This is a genomic window from Curtobacterium sp. MCLR17_045 (genome assembly GCF_003234405.1).
GTDB lineage: Bacteria > Actinomycetota > Actinomycetes > Actinomycetales > Microbacteriaceae > Curtobacterium > Curtobacterium flaccumfaciens.
In genome coordinates this window covers 1-14,756 of the sequence record NZ_QKTB01000033.1, presented here as the reverse complement: position 1 = coordinate 14,756, position 14,756 = coordinate 1, and the positions used below count along the sequence as shown (strand labels likewise).

Here is a 14,756-nt window from a genome sequence, read left to right as displayed (position 1 = left end):
ACCACCGGCGTCCGCGAACCACCCGCCTGAACCCGGGGGACGACTGTCCCTCGGTGCCTCCGGCCCGACCGACGTCACGCGAGTGACGGCGGAGACGCGACCACGCGCCCGGCCGATGATCACCACGCAACGCCACACCGAGCCTCCAGGCCGAAGCCGCGCGACGCGAGCAAGCAAGCAAGCAAGCAAGCAAGCAAGCAAGCAAGCAAGCAAGCAAGCAGCAAGCAAGCAGCGAGCACGCACCGCGCAGCGCGACCCGGGGACCCGGCAGACGCATGAGGACGCAACGCATGTCCAAGTCGCCCACCACGGCGCGCCCGTCCACCTTCCGCGCGATCGCGCGGATCTACCCCTACGTGAAGCCCTACCAGGGGCGCCTCATCGGCGGCATGGCCGCAGCGATGGGAGCCTCCCTGGTGGCGCTCGCAATCCCCTACGTGCTGCAGTGGCTCGTCGACGGTCCGCTGTCGTCGCGCGACTCGGCACAGATCTGGCCCGCCGGGCTCGGGGTGCTCGCCCTCGGTGTGCTCGAGGCGTTCTTCATCGCCTCGCGCCGCCGGCTGGTGATGCGCCCCTCGACCCGCATCGAGACCAGCATGCGCAACTCGCTCTACGCGAAGCTGCAGGACCTGCCGGTCGCGTTCCACGACCGCTGGGAGTCCGGGCAGCTGCTGTCCCGTTCCGTGTCGGACCTGTCGCTGATCCGGCGCTGGCTGGCCTTCGGCGTCGTCCTGCTCGTCGTGAACATCGTGACGATCGTCGTCGGCTTCGTCGTGCTGTTCACCTTCGGGTGGATCCTCGGGCTGATCTTCCTGATCGCGTCGATCCCGCTGTGGATCAACGGCCTGCTGTTCGAGCGCCGGTACTCCGCCGTCGCACGACGCAGCCAGGACCAGGTCGGTGACCTCGCCACGAGCGTCGAGCAGTCGGTGCACGGCATCCGCGTGCTCAAGGCGTTCGGTCGCGGCGGCGCGAAGCTCGAGGAGTTCAGCGAGCAGGCCGAGGCCCTGCGCGGCACCGAGATCAAGAAGGCGAAGGCCATCGCGGGCATCTGGCTGTGGCTGCTGCTCGTGCCGGACGTCGCGTTCGCGCTGTGCCTGCTCGCCGGCATCTGGCTCGCATCGCAGGGGCAGCTCAGCGTCGGCCAGCTGTTCGCGTTCTTCGCGACGGCGACGGTGCTGCGGTTCCCGATCGAGTCGATCGGCTTCCTGCTCTCGATGACGTTCGACACCCGCACGGCGGTCGACCGCTTCTTCGAGGTCATGGACTCCGAGAACACCATCACGGACCCGGAGCACCCGAAGACGATCGCGGAGCCGCACGGTGCGCTGTCGTTCAACGGCGTGCACTTCCGGTACCAGGACTCCGCACCGCAGTACCCGGACCTGATCAACGGCGTCGAACTGCAGCTGCAGCCGGGCGAGACCATGGCGCTCGTCGGGCTCACCGGCTGCGGCAAGACGACGCTGCTCTCGCTCGTGCCGCGTCTGTACGACGTGACCGGCGGTTCGGTGACGATCGACGGGGTCGACATCCGCGACCTCACCCGCGAGGAACTGCGCCGGCACGTCGGCGTCGCCTTCGAGGACGCCACCCTGTTCTCGTCGACCGTGCGTGAGAACGTGCTGCTCGGTCGACCGGACGTGCAGGGTGCCGAGGCCGAAGCGCTCATGCGCGAGGCGCTCGACATCGCGCAGGCGTCCTTCGTGGACGACCTGCCCGACGGCGTCGACACCCGGGTCGGTGAAGAGGGGCTGTCGCTGTCCGGTGGGCAGCGCCAGCGCCTGGCGCTCGCCCGCGCGATCGCCGCACGGCCGTCGGTGCTCGTGCTCGACGACCCGCTGTCGGCGCTCGACGTCGACACCGAGGCGCGGGTCGAGGCGGGCCTGCGACGCGTGCTCGCCGACACCACGTCGCTCATCGTGGCGCACCGTCCGTCGACGGTGACGCTGGCCGACCGGGTCGCCCTGATGGAGAACGGCGTCGTCACGGCCGTCGGGACCCACCACGACCTGATGGCCACCAACGAGCACTACCGCTACGTCATCTCGTCGCTCGACGACGACGACGCGACCGCACGACAGGAGGCGATGGCATGAGCCAGCAGACCGACCAGAACCTGCCGGGAGGAACGGCGTCCGTCCCGCAGGAAGCTCCGGACGAGCAGGCTGCCGCCCCCGTCACCGCCTCGATCACCACCATGGGCGTGCGCGGCGAGGAGCGTGAGGACTTCACGAAGGCCGAGAGCAAGCGCCTGCGGCGCCGGTCCCTCGCCCTGCTCGGGTCCCTCGCCGCACCGCTGAAGCTCCGGCTGGTGCTGCTCGGCATCGTGGTCGTGGTCTCGACCGCCGGCACCGTCGCGGGTCCGGCGCTCATCGCGTGGGGCATCGACAACGCCCTGCCCGCGGTGATGGACCAGAACGACTGGGTGCCGGCGTTCGGGGTCGTCGCGACGTACATCGTGGTGGCCGTCCTCGGCGCGGTGCTCACCGCCTGGTACACGGTGCTCGCGGCACGGATCAGCCAGGCGATCCTGTTCGACCTGCGCAAGCGGGTGTTCCTGCACACGCAGCGGCTCTCGCTCGAGTTCCACGAGACCTACACGTCGGGCCGGATCATCTCGCGCCAGACGAGTGACCTCGACTCGATCCGCGAGCTGCTGGACTCCGGGCTGAACCAGCTCATCCAGGGCGTGCTGTACATGGCGTTCACCGCCGTGGCCCTGGTGCTGCTCGACCCGACGTCCGGGCTCGTGCTCGCGGTGTCGCTCGTGCCGCTCTGGTTCCTGATCCGCTGGTTCCAGACGAACTCGCAGACGCTGTTCCGCTCCACCCGTGTCACCTCGGCGCGCGTCATCGTGCACTTCGTCGAGACGATGACGGGCATCCGGGCGGTGCAGGCGTTCCGCAAGGAGTCCCGCAACCGTGACGAGTACGGCGGCTACGTCGAGGACTACCGGGTGGCGAACACGAAGGTGTTCAACCTGTTCGGGACCTTCGACCCCGTGCTCGTGCTCATCGGCAACGCCACGCTCGCCGCGGTCGTCATCGTCGGCGGCTTCCGGATCGTCGGCGGGACGCTCGAGGTCGGTGCGCTGCTCGCGGTCGCGCTGTACGCCAAGCGATTCTTCGACCCGGCGCAGGAACTCGCGATGTTCTACAACGGGTACCAGTCGGCCTCGGCGGCGATGGAGAAGATCTCCGGTGTCCTCGAGGAACGGCCGAGCGTGCCGGACCCCGTGAAGCCCACCCGCCTGGCGGACGCCACCGGGAAGATGGACTTCGACGACGTCGTCTTCGCCTACAACAAGGGCAAGGTCGTGCTGCCGGAGTTCGACCTGCACATCCCGTCGGGGCAGACGATCGCCCTCGTCGGGTCCACCGGTGCCGGTAAGTCGACGCTCGCCAAGCTCATGGCGCGCTTCTACGACCCAACCCAGGGCTCGGTCAAGCTCGACGGTGTGGACCTGCGCGACCTCGACACGAAGGACATGCGCCGCGCGATCGTCATGGTCACGCAGGAGGCCTACCTGTTCTCCGGCACCGTCGCGGACAACATCGCGCTCGGCAAGCCCGGTGCGTCCCGTGAGGAGATCGAGGCGTCGGCCAAGGCGGTCGGCGCGCACGAGTTCATCATGGCGCTGCCCGACGGGTACGACACCGACGTGAACAAGCGCGGCGGCCGTGTCTCGGCGGGTCAGCGGCAGCTGCTCTCGTTCGCGCGGGCGTTCATCGCGGACCCGAAGGTGCTCATCCTCGACGAGGCCACGGCGTCGCTCGACATCCCCTCGGAGCGACTCGTGCAAGAGGGCCTGGAGACCCTGCTCGCCGACCGCACCGCGGTGATCATCGCGCACCGGCTGTCCACCGTCGCGATCGCCCACCGGGTGCTCGTGATGGAACACGGCCGGATCGTCGAGGACGGCACCCCCGCCGACCTCATCGCCGGCACCGGGCGGTTCGCCCAGCTGCACGCGGCCTGGCGCGACTCGCTCGTCTAGGCCCCGATCGGGCTGCACCACGTGGTTGGCTTGCTCCATGAGCAACGACAGCGTGGTGCAGCCCGGCGGCGTCGCCCTGCACGACCCCTTCTACGGTGCCCCCTTCACCGAGGCCGTCCGACGGTTCTGGCGGAAGTACACCGTGTTCACCGGACGGGCATCGCGCGCCGAGTTCTGGTGGTGGTGGCTGACGTCGTTCGCGATCGGACTCGTGCTGCAGCTCGTGCCGCAGGTGTTCACGCCGGACACCCCGGTGCTCGAGAACCCCGTCGGCTCGTACCTGTTCATGCTGTGGGTGCTCGCGACGCTCATCGGGTCGCTCGCCCTCGGCGCCCGACGGCTGCACGACGCCAACCTGTCCGGCTTCTGGCAGTTCCTGCACGTGCTGCCGGGCCTCGGCTCACTCATCGTGTACGTGCTGTGCCTCCTGCCCGCGAACCCGAAGGGTGCGCGCTTCGACCGCTGACGGCCGAACCAGGGCGGACCCCGGCGGGCCGACCTGCGCGGACCGGGGATCAGAACGGGTCGTCCGCGTCCGTGGCGGGTGACCAGCGCGCACGACGCATGTCGAGCCTCCAGGCCGTCGTCCCCTGCACGAGCGGCGTCCCCTCGACGCGGTAGTGCTCGAGCGCCCGGGCCTCGTGGTGCAGCGGCGGGTGCCCACCCGCGCGCACCACGCGCCACCACGGCAGGTCGGCGCCCTCGTGCGCCATCACCTTGCCGACGGCACGCGACGCCCGCGACCCGAGGGCTGCGGCGACGTCGCCGTACGTCATGACGTGACCCGGCGGGATCATCCGCACCACCTCGGCGACGGCGGCGCCGAAGTCGACGGGGACGTCGTCGTATGCCACGTAGTCGGAGGGCACGTCGTCGGGCGTGCTAGAGCGTCAGGACCGCGAAGTGGTCGCCGTACTGGGTCTCGCGCACGACCTCGAAGCCCACGGCGCGGAAGAACGCCTCGGGGCTGTCGTCGCCGCCCGGCTCGTACACGACCGTCAGCCGCTCGAACCCACGGCTGCGCGCTTCGTCCGCCAGACCGTGCACGGCGAAGCGACCGACGCCCCGGCCCTGCGCGCTCGCCGCCACGTTGACGCGCCAGATGCAGCTGCGCAGCTCTTCCTGCGCGTTGTCGGCGTCGAACGAACCGATGATCAGGCCGAGGACCTCGTCGTCGTCGAGGACGACACGGGTCCACGCGGAGCTCGGCTTGACGTCGGACTCGGCGACCCCGTAGGTGGTCGGCTGCACGAACTGTTCCTGGCCCGGCTTGAGCGTCAGGGAGTTGGCCGCGGCAGCGGTCTTCGCGGAGAGTTCTTCCAGGCGCAGGTCGGACATGCGGCCAGGCTAACGGTGCAGACCCTGCGGAAGCCAGTGACGACGGCAGACCGAGACCGCACCGTTGCCGCGGCGGAACCGGGCGGCCGACCGGCGTGTGGTGCTCACGGCATGACGTCACCCGAGTTCGGGCCGAGCGTCTGCCCGGTGTACAGGTCGCCCGCTGGCGACGACGCGAGCAGCAGCGCGGTCGGAGCGACCTCGGCGGGGACCCCGAAACGTCCGATCGGGAGCTCCGCGGCCTTGTCCGTCCGCCACTGCGCCGTCATCCGGTCCGTCATCGGGGACACGATCGGGCCGGGTGCGATCGCGTTGACGAGCACGCCCCGTCCGCTCCACTCGATCGCGGCGCTCTTCGTCAGCGCGATGACGCCGGCCTTCGCGGCCGCGTAGTGCGCGACCTCGGAGCCGCCCTTGATCGCCAGCTGGGAGGCGAGGTTGATGATGCGCCCGTGCCCGTCGCGGAGCATCCGCCGACCGACTGCTCGCATCACCAGGAAGACCCCGGTCAGGTCGATCGCCATGACGCGCGCCCAGTCAGCGGTGGTGAGCTCCTCGAGCGGGGCCTGCGTGAGGACGCCGGCGGCGTTCACCAGGACCTGGATCCCGCCGGACTCCTCGTCGACCGACGCCACGGCGGCCTCGACCCGGTCCTCGTCCGTGACGTCGAGCACGATGGTCCGGACGCCCAGCCGCTCGGCGAGGTCCGCCAGGCCGTCGGCGTCGAGGTCCGCGGCGACGACCCGCGCTCCGGCGGCGACGAAGGTCTCCACGATCGCGAGACCGATGCCGCTCGCGCCACCCGTCACCAGGGCGGTCGTCCCGGTGAGGTCGAACACCGTCCCGTCGGGCATCAGTCGGCCATCAGGATGGTCAGGCCGCCGTCGACGACGAGTTCCTGCCCGGTGACGTAGCGCGCCTCGTGGCTGAGCAGGAACCGGATGGCCGCGGCTGCTTCGTCGGCGTGGCCGACACGACCCCACGGGATCCGCGCACCCGCGGCGGCGAGGCCTGCCGGGCCGAGCGAGTTCTGGGCGTCCGAGGACTGCGGCGTCTCGATGAGCCCCGGGACGATGGTGTTCACCCGGATCCCGCGCGGTGCCAGCTCGGCTGCCGCACTCCGGGCGAGGCCGATCACCGCCGCCTTGCACGCGGCGTAGTGGCTGTGTGCGACCCAGCCGTACACGCCGCCCGCGATCGAGGACACGGCCACCATCGACCCGCCCCGGTCGAGGTGCCGGGCACCGGCCCGGAGCGTGCGCATCACACCGTGCAGGTCCACCTGCAGGATGTCGTCCCACGCCGCGTCGGTCATGGTGTCGAGCGGCTGCCGACGGAGGACCCCCGCTCCCGCCACCACGTGGTCGACGCGACCCCAGCGGTCGACGGCCGCCTGGAACACGGCGTCGACGTCCTCGGTGCTGCGGACGTCCGCGGTGACCGTCAGCGCACTGCCCCCGGCGGCCTCGACGGCGTCGACGACGGGTGCGGGATCGTGCGGGTCACCCGCGAACACGGGGATGACGATGTTCGCGCCGTACTCGGCGAGCTGCACGGCGAGGGCCGCGCCGATCCCGCTCGCGGCGCCGGTGATGACGACCACGCTCCCCGAGAACTCGGAGTACACGCCGGTCGGTGTCGTGGCGCTCAATGGTCGATCACCGCCACGCGCTTCGTCCCGAGCATGATCAGACCGGAGAGGACCATGCCGCCCGCACCGACGATGAGGGCGGCCAGGCCGAGCCCGATGCTCCCGGCGACGAGAGCCGTCAGCACAGCCGAGCCGATGATGGTGCCGGGCTGGCCCATCGCGGTGACGAACGCGGACCCGGTGGCGCGGCAGCTCGAGTCGAAGCACTCCGCCTGCAGGAAGAGCAGCGACGCGTACGGTCCGAGCAGGAAGAACAGCGTCAGCATGTACGTGACCAGGACGTAGCCGAAGTCGTCCGGACCGAGCACGAAGAGGGTCCAGCAGACACCCGCGAGCACCCAGCCCACGACGATCGTGGTCTTGCGGCCGATGATGTCGCCGAGCCAGCCGTGGAACAGGTAGCCGGCGGCGCCGACCACGTTCGACAGCACGATGATGAGCAGCGACATGCTCGCGTCGACACCCTTGACGCCCTCGAGCATCGTCGTCCCGAGCACGCTCGTGGTGGTGATGCCGAAGTAGTTCACGATCCACGCGATCGAGAGCACGACGGTGTTGCGTGCGTACCGTCGGCCGAAGATCGCCCGCAGCGGGTTCGGACCCTCGTCGACGATGCCGAAGCGGGCGGCGACCTCGGTGGCTTCCTCGGTGCGACCGGACTTCCGCAGCTGCCGCAGGTACGTGTTCAGACGGTGCTGCGGCGTCTCCTTGATGCCCTTGCGCAGGAACAGCACGAACAGCGCCGGAACGGTGGCGATGAGGAACGCGAGCCGCCAGGACTCCTGTCCGAAGAGCCCGTTGATGCCGGCGATGAACGCGGCCGCGAGGAGCGCGCCGATCGGCCACCCGGTCTGGACGAGGCTGTAGAAGAAGCCGCGACGCTTCTTGACGCCCTCGATCTCGGTGAGCGCGAAGACCTCGTTGAGGTAGGTGGAGTTCACCGACTGCTCGGCCATCCCGAAGCCGCTCAGGGCCCGGAAGCCGACGAGCGAGGCGACCCCCGTCGACGCCGCCGTCAGCAGCGACGACAGGGCCGCGCCGCCGATCGTGATCATCATGCCGCGGCGCCGGCCGAGTCGGTCCACGAACAGACCGACGAGGACGACGACGACGAAGACACCGACGCTCACGAGGGTGTTCGCCAGCAGGGCGGTCTGTTCGTTCCACCCGAAGTCCTCGGCGATGCGGGGGAGGAGCGTGCCGAACATGATGAAGTCGTAGACGGCGAGGGTCCAGGCGAAGAACGCCAGGGTCGCGCCGCGCTTGGTCTCCTTCGGCCCGATCGTCGGGAACGTCCCGGTGGCGAGCTCGAGGTCCTCGGGCTCGTGGATGGTCGTGGTGGACATGGTCTTCCTCTCGGTACGGCGGTGCGGCGCTGCGACGGTGTCGCGGCGCGGGCTGACGGGCGGAGGCGGAGCGTGGGTGCGGTCAGGGGTGGCCGGTCGGGGGAGAGCCCCGGCCGTGTGCGGCGAACGCCGCGTGGATGCGGGCGTCCGGGGCGTCGAGGGCGAGCAGGGCAGCCAGCAGGAGACGCGCCTTGAGGCCGTCGAGGTTGCCGGCGGGGACGAGTCCGGCGCTGAGCAGGTCGATCTCGCCGCCCGCGAAGCCGTACGTCGTCGTGAGCGTCGCACCGGCGCCGGTCCGCGACGCCAGCACGACCGGCATCTGCGCGGCGAGTGCGCGGACGGCGTCGACCGTGCGCTCGGCGACGTGCCCGCCGCCGAAGCCCTCGATGACCGCGCCGCGGTACCCGAGTCCGTCCAGGGTCGACAGGACCCGGCCGTCGTCGGCGAGGGTGACCCGGTGCAGGGCCACCGGAGGCAGCGGTGCGACGCGTGTGGTGAGCGCGGGCGCTCGGGACGCCGGAGCCTGGAAGACGGGCGAGCCCTCGGTGACCCGTCCGAGCGGACCGGAACCCGGTGAGGCGAAGGCACCGGTCGACGAGGTGTGCGTCTTGCGGACGGTCCCGGCGGCGTGCACCTCGTCGTCGAGCACGACGAGGACGCCACGTCCCACTGCTGCCGGTGCCGCGGCCACGCACACGGCCGCCAACAGGTTCGCCGGACCGTCCGCGCCGGGCGAGGAGGCGTGGCGCATCGCTCCGGTCACCACGAGGGGCTCGGGGCGGTCCCAGGCGAGGTCGAGCAGGTACGCGGTCTCCTCGATGGTGTCCGTGCCCTGCGACAGCACGACGCCCGAGGCTCCGGAGCCGACGGCGTCCCGCGCGGCGTCGAGCGCTCGCTGCACGTCGTCGAAGTCGAGCGAGGGCGAGGGCACCATGCCGAGCTGGCGGGCCTCGACCCGTGCGACCTGCGCGATGGCCGGCACACCGGCGAGGAGGTCGCGGGCTGCGATCCGCGGGACGGCGCCGCAGTCGCGCGGATCGCCCGAGGTGACGCTCGCGATGGTCCCGCCGAGGGCGAGGTACACGATCCGGGGGAGCATGGGGTCCGTCACGGCAGGGTGTCCCTTCGTCGATCGACCGCGCGGGCGAGGCTGCGGTGTTCCCAGTCGGTGTCGTCACGCGGGTCGGCCCTGCGGACGCGGGTGGCGACGGCCGACCAGTCCGTGCGCCCGGCTCCGACCTGTTCGACCGCGTCCAGGACCCCGTCGACGCCCTGGGCCACGACGCGCTTGCCGGTCGGCCCGACGATCACGAGCCGCACGGTGCCCGGGACCTCGTGGACGCGGATCCGATCGTCCGCGAAGAGCCGGGTCGCCCAGGCGGCCAGCCGGAGCTGCGCCCGCTTGCGCGCCGCGGGGGTGTCCTCGACACCGGCGGCGTACCAGTCACGGTGCCCGCCGTTGCCGCCACATCCGCCGCACATCAGTACTCGCGTGGGCGCTCGGGCTGCGCGAACGGGAAGCGGACGCGGAAGTCGTCGGCGATCTCGTTCATCGTGACGAACCGGACGCCCTCGTGGCCCCCGATGTACTCGATGAGCCGCTCGATCATGAGCAGGACCTGCGGCCGCCCGGAGACGTCGGGGTGGATCGTGATCGGGAAGACGGCGTAGTCGAGTTCGCGGTACACCCAGTCGAACTGGTCCTTCCACATCTGCTCGACGTCGCGCGGGTTGACGAAGCCGTGGCTGTTCGGGCTCGACTTGATGAACATCATCGGGGGCAGGTCGTCGACGTACCAGTTCGCCGCGATCTCGACGAGGTCGATCTCGCTCCCGTGGACGAGCGGCGTCATCCACGTGTGCGGGTCCTGCGAGTAGTCGATCGGTGTCCACTGGTCGCCGACGATCGAGTAGTAGGGGACGAAGTCCTTGTGCTGCTGACTGTGGTCGTAGCTGAACCCGAACTTCTCCAGGAGCGTGGGCGTGTAGCTGCTCAGTTCCCACCACGGCGCGACGTAGCCCGTCGGCTGCTGACCCGTGAGTCGCGTGATCAGCTCGACCGAGCGCTCCATCACCGCGTCCTCCTGCGCCTCGGTCATCGCCACGGGGTTCTCGTGGCTGTACCCGTGCGCACCGATCTCGTGGCCGGCGTCGAACAGGGCCTTGCACTGGTCCGGGAAGGTCTCGAGCGAGTGGCCGGGGATGAACCAGGTCGCTGCGATGTCGGCGCGGTCGAACACCTTCTGCAGACGTGGGACGCCGGTCTGTCCCGCGAAGATCCCGCGCTGGATGTCCGAGGGGGAATCCGCCCCTCCGTAGGAGCCGAGCCAGCCTGCGACCGCGTCGATGTCGACGCCGAAGGACACGAAGATCTCTTTCACCATGGGACACCGTCTCTCGTCGTTGCTGCAATTCGTGCAATCGTTTGCATTGACCGGAATCCTGACAGTCGACTGTTTCGATCGACGTCCAACCGTGTAACCAGTGTGTTTCGGCTCGTCCGGGCTGTCGTCGGGCGAAGCACCTGCAAACGTTCGCGCCGCACGGTGTGACGACGATCTGTCACCTAGACTCGACGGATGGGCAGTACGAGCGACGACCCGGCCGGACACGGTCAGCAGGATCGTCGTGGTGACGTGAACCTGCAGGCCATCGCTGCGCTCGCCGGCGTGCACATCTCGACGGCGTCGCGCGTGCTCCGACAGGCGGAGCCGACCAAGGGGTGGAGCGCCTCGGCGCAGCGGGTGATCGCGGCGGCGGCCGAGCTCGGGTACCGCCCCAACCGACTCGCAGCATCGCTCCGGACCCGGCGGTCGAACACCATCGGCGTCGTGATGCCACGGCTCGCCGACACGGTCATCGCGACGATCTGCCAGTCCGTCGAGTCGGCCGCCCGATCTGCCGGGTACCAGCTGTTGCTCACGACGCCCCCGGACGACATGGGCGCGCAACTGGACGCGGTCGACTTCCTGCTCTCCCGACAGGTCGACGGCCTCATCGTCAGCTCGCTCCACCTGTCGTCCCCGAACCCTCGGCTGACGGACCTCCCCGTGCCGGTCATCGCGACGAACCGGCACCCCGGGGACTGGATGCCCGCCGTGGTCGGTGACGACGTCGAGGGCGGCCGGATGGCCACGGAACACCTGCTCGCGCTGGGGCACCGCCGCATCGGCGTCATCGCGGGTCCGCGCCACGCCAGCACCGCCGTGGAGCGGGTGGCCGGGTTCCGCCTGGCGCACGAGCAGCGGGACCTCGCCGTGGACGACGCGCTCGTCGTCCACAGCGACTTCGAGGTCGAGGGAGGCGTGGTCGGCGCGCACACGCTGCTCTCGCTGTCGGACCCGCCGACCGCGATCTTCGCCGTCAACGACACCGCGGCGATCGGTGTGATGGGCGCCGCACGGCAGCGCGGCCTCCGCGTGCCCGACGACCTGTCGATCGTCGGCTACAACGACATCTCGGTCGTGGCGCAGCTGCCCACGCCCATGACGACCGTGCACTCACCGACCGCGCTGATGGGCACCGTGGCCGTGGAGCGGCTGCTCGCGGCGATCGGCGACGGGGCACTGCAGGGAGCGACGCTCCCGGTCTCGCTCGTGGTGCGGTCGTCGACCGGACGTCCGGCGGGCTGATCCAGGACAGGGCGCTCTGACCGGACCACGCGAGCGGGTGCCCGAGCGGCGTCGCGGTATGGTCGCGGCATGGCAGAGCATCGACGCGGAGCGAACCTCCCGTCGATCGGCGGGTTCAACCGCACCGTGGTCCTGGACGCCGTCCGCCGCTCGCCCGACGGCCTGAGTCGCGTCGAACTCGCCGCCCGCACCGGACTGAGCGCGCAGACCGTGTCGAACGTCACCCGGTTCCTGATCGAGGCCGGCATGATCGTCGAGTCCGGCACCGTCGTGTCCGGCCGCGGCAAGCCCCGCACCATCCTGCGGCTCGAACCGGGCAGCCGGTACGCGGTCGGCGTGCACGTCGACCCGGCCGTCGTCACCTACGTGCTGCTCGACCTCGCCGGCACCGTCGTCGCCGCGTCCACGACCTCGACCCCCACCGCCGACGACCCGTCCGAGGTGGTGCGCACCATCGCCTCGGCCGTCGACGGGCTCGTCGCCGACGCCGGGGTGGCCGTCGACAGCGTGCTCGGCGTCGGGATCGCGAGCCCCGGACCGATCGACGTCGAGGCCGGCATCGTGGTCGACCCGCCGTTCCTGCCCCGGTGGCGGGACGTGCCGCTGCGCGATGCGCTCGCCGAGGCCACCGGCTACCCGGTCCTGCTCGAGAAGGACGTCACGGCAGCCGCGGTCGGCGAGATGTTCCTGGCGGGGGAGTCCTCGGCCCGGAACTTCGCGTTCGTGTACTTCGGCACCGGGTTCGGCGTCGGGCTCGTCGTCGACCACGAACCCGTGCGCGGGGTGGGGTCGAACGCGGGCGACGCCGGGCACATCATGGTCGACCAGGGGTCGCTCGCGGGCACCCCGGACGGCTCGGGCACGCGCGGCGAGGTCGGTGCAGCCGTCGCGCCGGACCGGCTGGTGCGGGTGGCGCGGTCGCGCGGCCTCGCGTTGTCGGGCGGCGGCGCGGTCGCCGAGGCGGATCCTGGTGCAGACGCCGCCGATGCCACGGACGCCGCCGATGCCACGGACGCCGCCGATGCCACCGACGCCGCCGACGCCGCCGACGTCGACGCCGTGAACGCCGCGTGGGACGAGCTCGCCGCGGCCATCGCGGACGGGGACGACACCGCCGTCACGCTCGCGGCCGATGCCGGCACGGTCATGGGCAACGCCGTCGTCCTCATCGTGAACCTGCTCGACATCGACCGCGTGGTGTTCGGCGGCCCGTTCTGGTCACGCATCGCGAGCGCTGCCCTGCCGGCCGCGCGGACCGCCATCGTCGGGTCGCCGCTGCTCGTGCCGAAGCACGCCGTGCAGGTGGTGGAGAGCGACCGCGGTGCAGACGTCGCCGCCGTGGGTGCCGCCTGCCTGGTGCTCGACGCCGCGCTCTCGCCGCGGGCCAGCACCCTGCTCATCCGGCGCTGACGGCACGGGCGCCGTCGCCCGGCGCCCTGCCCGGCCGGAGCACTCCGCCCCGGCCCGCTACGCTGCGATCCGACGCAGCCGCCAGGTGTGCGGGATCGACGGGGGACACATGACGGACAGCACGGACACCACGGACAGCGCGAACGACACGGACGGCACGATGGACCCGCGGTGGGCGAGGGTGCGCCCACTCGTGTTCCGGACGATCATCGGCGCGGTCGTCGCCGCGGGCCTGGTCGGCATCGCCGCGGTGCTCCTCGGCGACTTCGGACGGGTCGCGGTGCAGCTGCTCCTGACGATCGTCGTGGTCGTCGTCTTCGCGCTGCTGTCCTGGTACGACGCCGACGTCTCGTCCAGGCGGTCCGGGATCTTCGCGTTCGCGAGCATCGCCACGTCGATGTACCTGCTCGTCGCCGGTCTGTACAAGGTGTGGATCGTGCCGACGGGGATCTCCGGTGACGGCATCTGGTTCGTCCTGGAGCACTTCTGGCACTGGATCTGGCTCGTCGGCGTCGCCCGGGTGGCGCTCCTGCACGTCCACCTGCTCCTCGTGATCCACCGCCGGTACCCGACGCCCGTCCTGCAGGTCGTCGCGAAGGCCACCGTCGGCGTCATCGCCCTGCTCGCACTGCTGCTCTCGATCCCGCTGCTCGCGCCGGACGTCGACTACGCCCGCGGCTACTGGCGGCTCGTCTGGGTGGTGGTGATCCTCGACCTGCTCGGGACCGTCGTGGTGCCCCTCAGCAACGCCCTGTTCCGTCCGCGAGCCACCACCCTGCCGTCGGCGACGTGGCCGGTGCCCGAGCAGCAGCCGGCGTGGAGTGCGACGCCGACCCCCGCGGCTCCCGCACCTGCTCCCGCTCGCGATGTGCCGCTGCCGCTGCCGCTCGCTCCCGCACCGTCGCCCACTCCCACTCCCACACCCGAACCCGAACACGAAACGGTCGTCGCCTCCGACGGGCGTCGCTACGCGTCCCGTCCGTCGGCCTCCCGCGCCCTGGCCTGGCCCCGCTACGTCGACGGCACGCCCCTGCCCGCGCTGCCCGACGGGACGCCCGACTTCTCGGAGGTCACCGAGCGCTGACACCTCGAGCAACGAGTGTGCAGAAGACGTCGGGTTCGCAGTGCGGACCCGACGTCTTCTGCGCACCGGATGCGGTGAGCGCGACCGCAGTGCGGACGGGAGGCGCGGTGCGGGCCCGCCCCGCGCCTCCCGTCCGCACGCCGCGCGTCCAGGGCGCCGGGCGCGACCCGGGACACCGTGCGTTCACCCCGCGGCCACCGGCCGGTCGCGTGGATGCTGAACAGTCGTGCAGGTCTCCGCCCGCTCGCTCCCCCGAGAAGGACCCTGCATGCGGTCTCTTATACACATCTCCGAG

At 71.1% G+C, this 14,756-nt stretch carries 14 protein-coding genes; 6 read left to right on the top strand and 8 right to left on the bottom strand.

Annotation, left to right across the window (positions count from 1 at the left end):
• Nucleotides 1-290: 290 nt before the first annotated feature.
• From DEJ05_RS15640 to DEJ05_RS15630, 3 genes are all read left to right on the top strand, one after another.
• Entirely contained in the window at nt 291-2,099 is a 1,809-nt protein-coding gene (locus DEJ05_RS15640) for an ABC transporter ATP-binding protein (RefSeq protein ID WP_027466673.1), read from the top strand.
• 101 nt (nt 2,100-2,200) lie between these two features.
• Nucleotides 2,201-4,000 (top strand): ABC transporter ATP-binding protein, encoded by a 1,800-nt coding sequence (locus DEJ05_RS15635; protein WP_110863292.1) that lies wholly within the window; start codon nt 2,201-2,203, stop codon nt 3,998-4,000.
• 37 nt (nt 4,001-4,037) lie between these two features.
• Nucleotides 4,038-4,466, top strand: coding sequence for a DUF805 domain-containing protein (locus tag DEJ05_RS15630; RefSeq protein ID WP_110863162.1), 429 nt, complete (start codon nt 4,038-4,040; stop codon nt 4,464-4,466).
• A gap of 49 nt (nt 4,467-4,515) precedes the next feature.
• On the opposite strand, the gene DEJ05_RS15625 is transcribed toward DEJ05_RS15630, so the two are convergent.
• The 8 genes from DEJ05_RS15625 to DEJ05_RS15590 form a co-directional block, all read right to left on the bottom strand.
• Nucleotides 4,516-4,869, bottom strand: coding sequence for an MGMT family protein (locus DEJ05_RS15625; RefSeq protein ID WP_258376171.1), 354 nt, complete (start codon nt 4,867-4,869; stop codon nt 4,516-4,518).
• Between the two features lie 13 nt (nt 4,870-4,882).
• On the bottom strand, nt 4,883-5,338 hold the full coding sequence (locus tag DEJ05_RS15620; RefSeq protein ID WP_027466669.1) for a GNAT family N-acetyltransferase: 456 nt from the start codon (nt 5,336-5,338) through the stop codon (nt 4,883-4,885).
• A 104-nt stretch (nt 5,339-5,442) separates the two neighbouring features.
• On the bottom strand, nt 5,443-6,192 hold the full coding sequence (locus DEJ05_RS15615) for an SDR family NAD(P)-dependent oxidoreductase (RefSeq protein ID WP_111046512.1): 750 nt from the start codon (nt 6,190-6,192) through the stop codon (nt 5,443-5,445).
• A complete protein-coding gene (locus DEJ05_RS15610) occupies nt 6,192-6,989 on the bottom strand; it encodes an SDR family NAD(P)-dependent oxidoreductase (RefSeq protein WP_217499762.1) in 798 nt (265 codons plus the stop codon). The genes DEJ05_RS15615 and DEJ05_RS15610 overlap by 1 nt, the downstream gene beginning before the upstream one ends.
• Nucleotides 6,986-8,335: an MFS transporter gene (locus tag DEJ05_RS15605; RefSeq protein WP_181440747.1), complete on the bottom strand. Its 1,350-nt coding sequence runs from the start codon at nt 8,333-8,335 to the stop codon at nt 6,986-6,988. The genes DEJ05_RS15610 and DEJ05_RS15605 overlap by 4 nt, the downstream gene beginning before the upstream one ends.
• An 82-nt stretch (nt 8,336-8,417) precedes the next feature.
• Nucleotides 8,418-9,446, bottom strand: coding sequence for an asparaginase (locus tag DEJ05_RS15600; protein ID WP_220037038.1), 1,029 nt, complete (start codon nt 9,444-9,446; stop codon nt 8,418-8,420).
• Nucleotides 9,443-9,817, bottom strand: coding sequence for a hypothetical protein (locus DEJ05_RS15595; RefSeq protein WP_071404676.1), 375 nt, complete (start codon nt 9,815-9,817; stop codon nt 9,443-9,445). Before DEJ05_RS15595 ends, DEJ05_RS15600 begins: the two co-directional genes overlap by 4 nt.
• A complete protein-coding gene (locus DEJ05_RS15590) occupies nt 9,817-10,719 on the bottom strand; it encodes a polysaccharide deacetylase (RefSeq protein ID WP_111029019.1) in 903 nt (300 codons plus the stop codon). Before DEJ05_RS15590 ends, DEJ05_RS15595 begins: the two co-directional genes overlap by 1 nt.
• Nucleotides 10,720-10,914: 195 nt before the next feature.
• Between DEJ05_RS15590 and DEJ05_RS15585 the strand changes: the two genes are divergently transcribed.
• From DEJ05_RS15585 to DEJ05_RS15575, 3 genes are all read left to right on the top strand, one after another.
• Nucleotides 10,915-11,967, top strand: a complete 1,053-nt coding sequence (locus DEJ05_RS15585) for a LacI family DNA-binding transcriptional regulator (RefSeq protein WP_209080989.1) — start codon at nt 10,915-10,917, stop codon at nt 11,965-11,967.
• A 69-nt stretch (nt 11,968-12,036) separates the two neighbouring features.
• Complete coding sequence (locus tag DEJ05_RS15580) at nt 12,037-13,377, top strand: ROK family transcriptional regulator (protein ID WP_111110970.1); 1,341 nt, start codon at nt 12,037-12,039, stop codon at nt 13,375-13,377.
• Between the two features lie 109 nt (nt 13,378-13,486).
• Nucleotides 13,487-14,461 carry a hypothetical protein gene (locus DEJ05_RS15575; protein ID WP_146245121.1) on the top strand — a complete coding sequence of 325 codons (975 nt, stop codon included), beginning with the start codon at nt 13,487-13,489 and terminating at the stop codon, nt 14,459-14,461.
• The last annotated feature ends 295 nt before the right edge of the window (nt 14,462-14,756 follow it).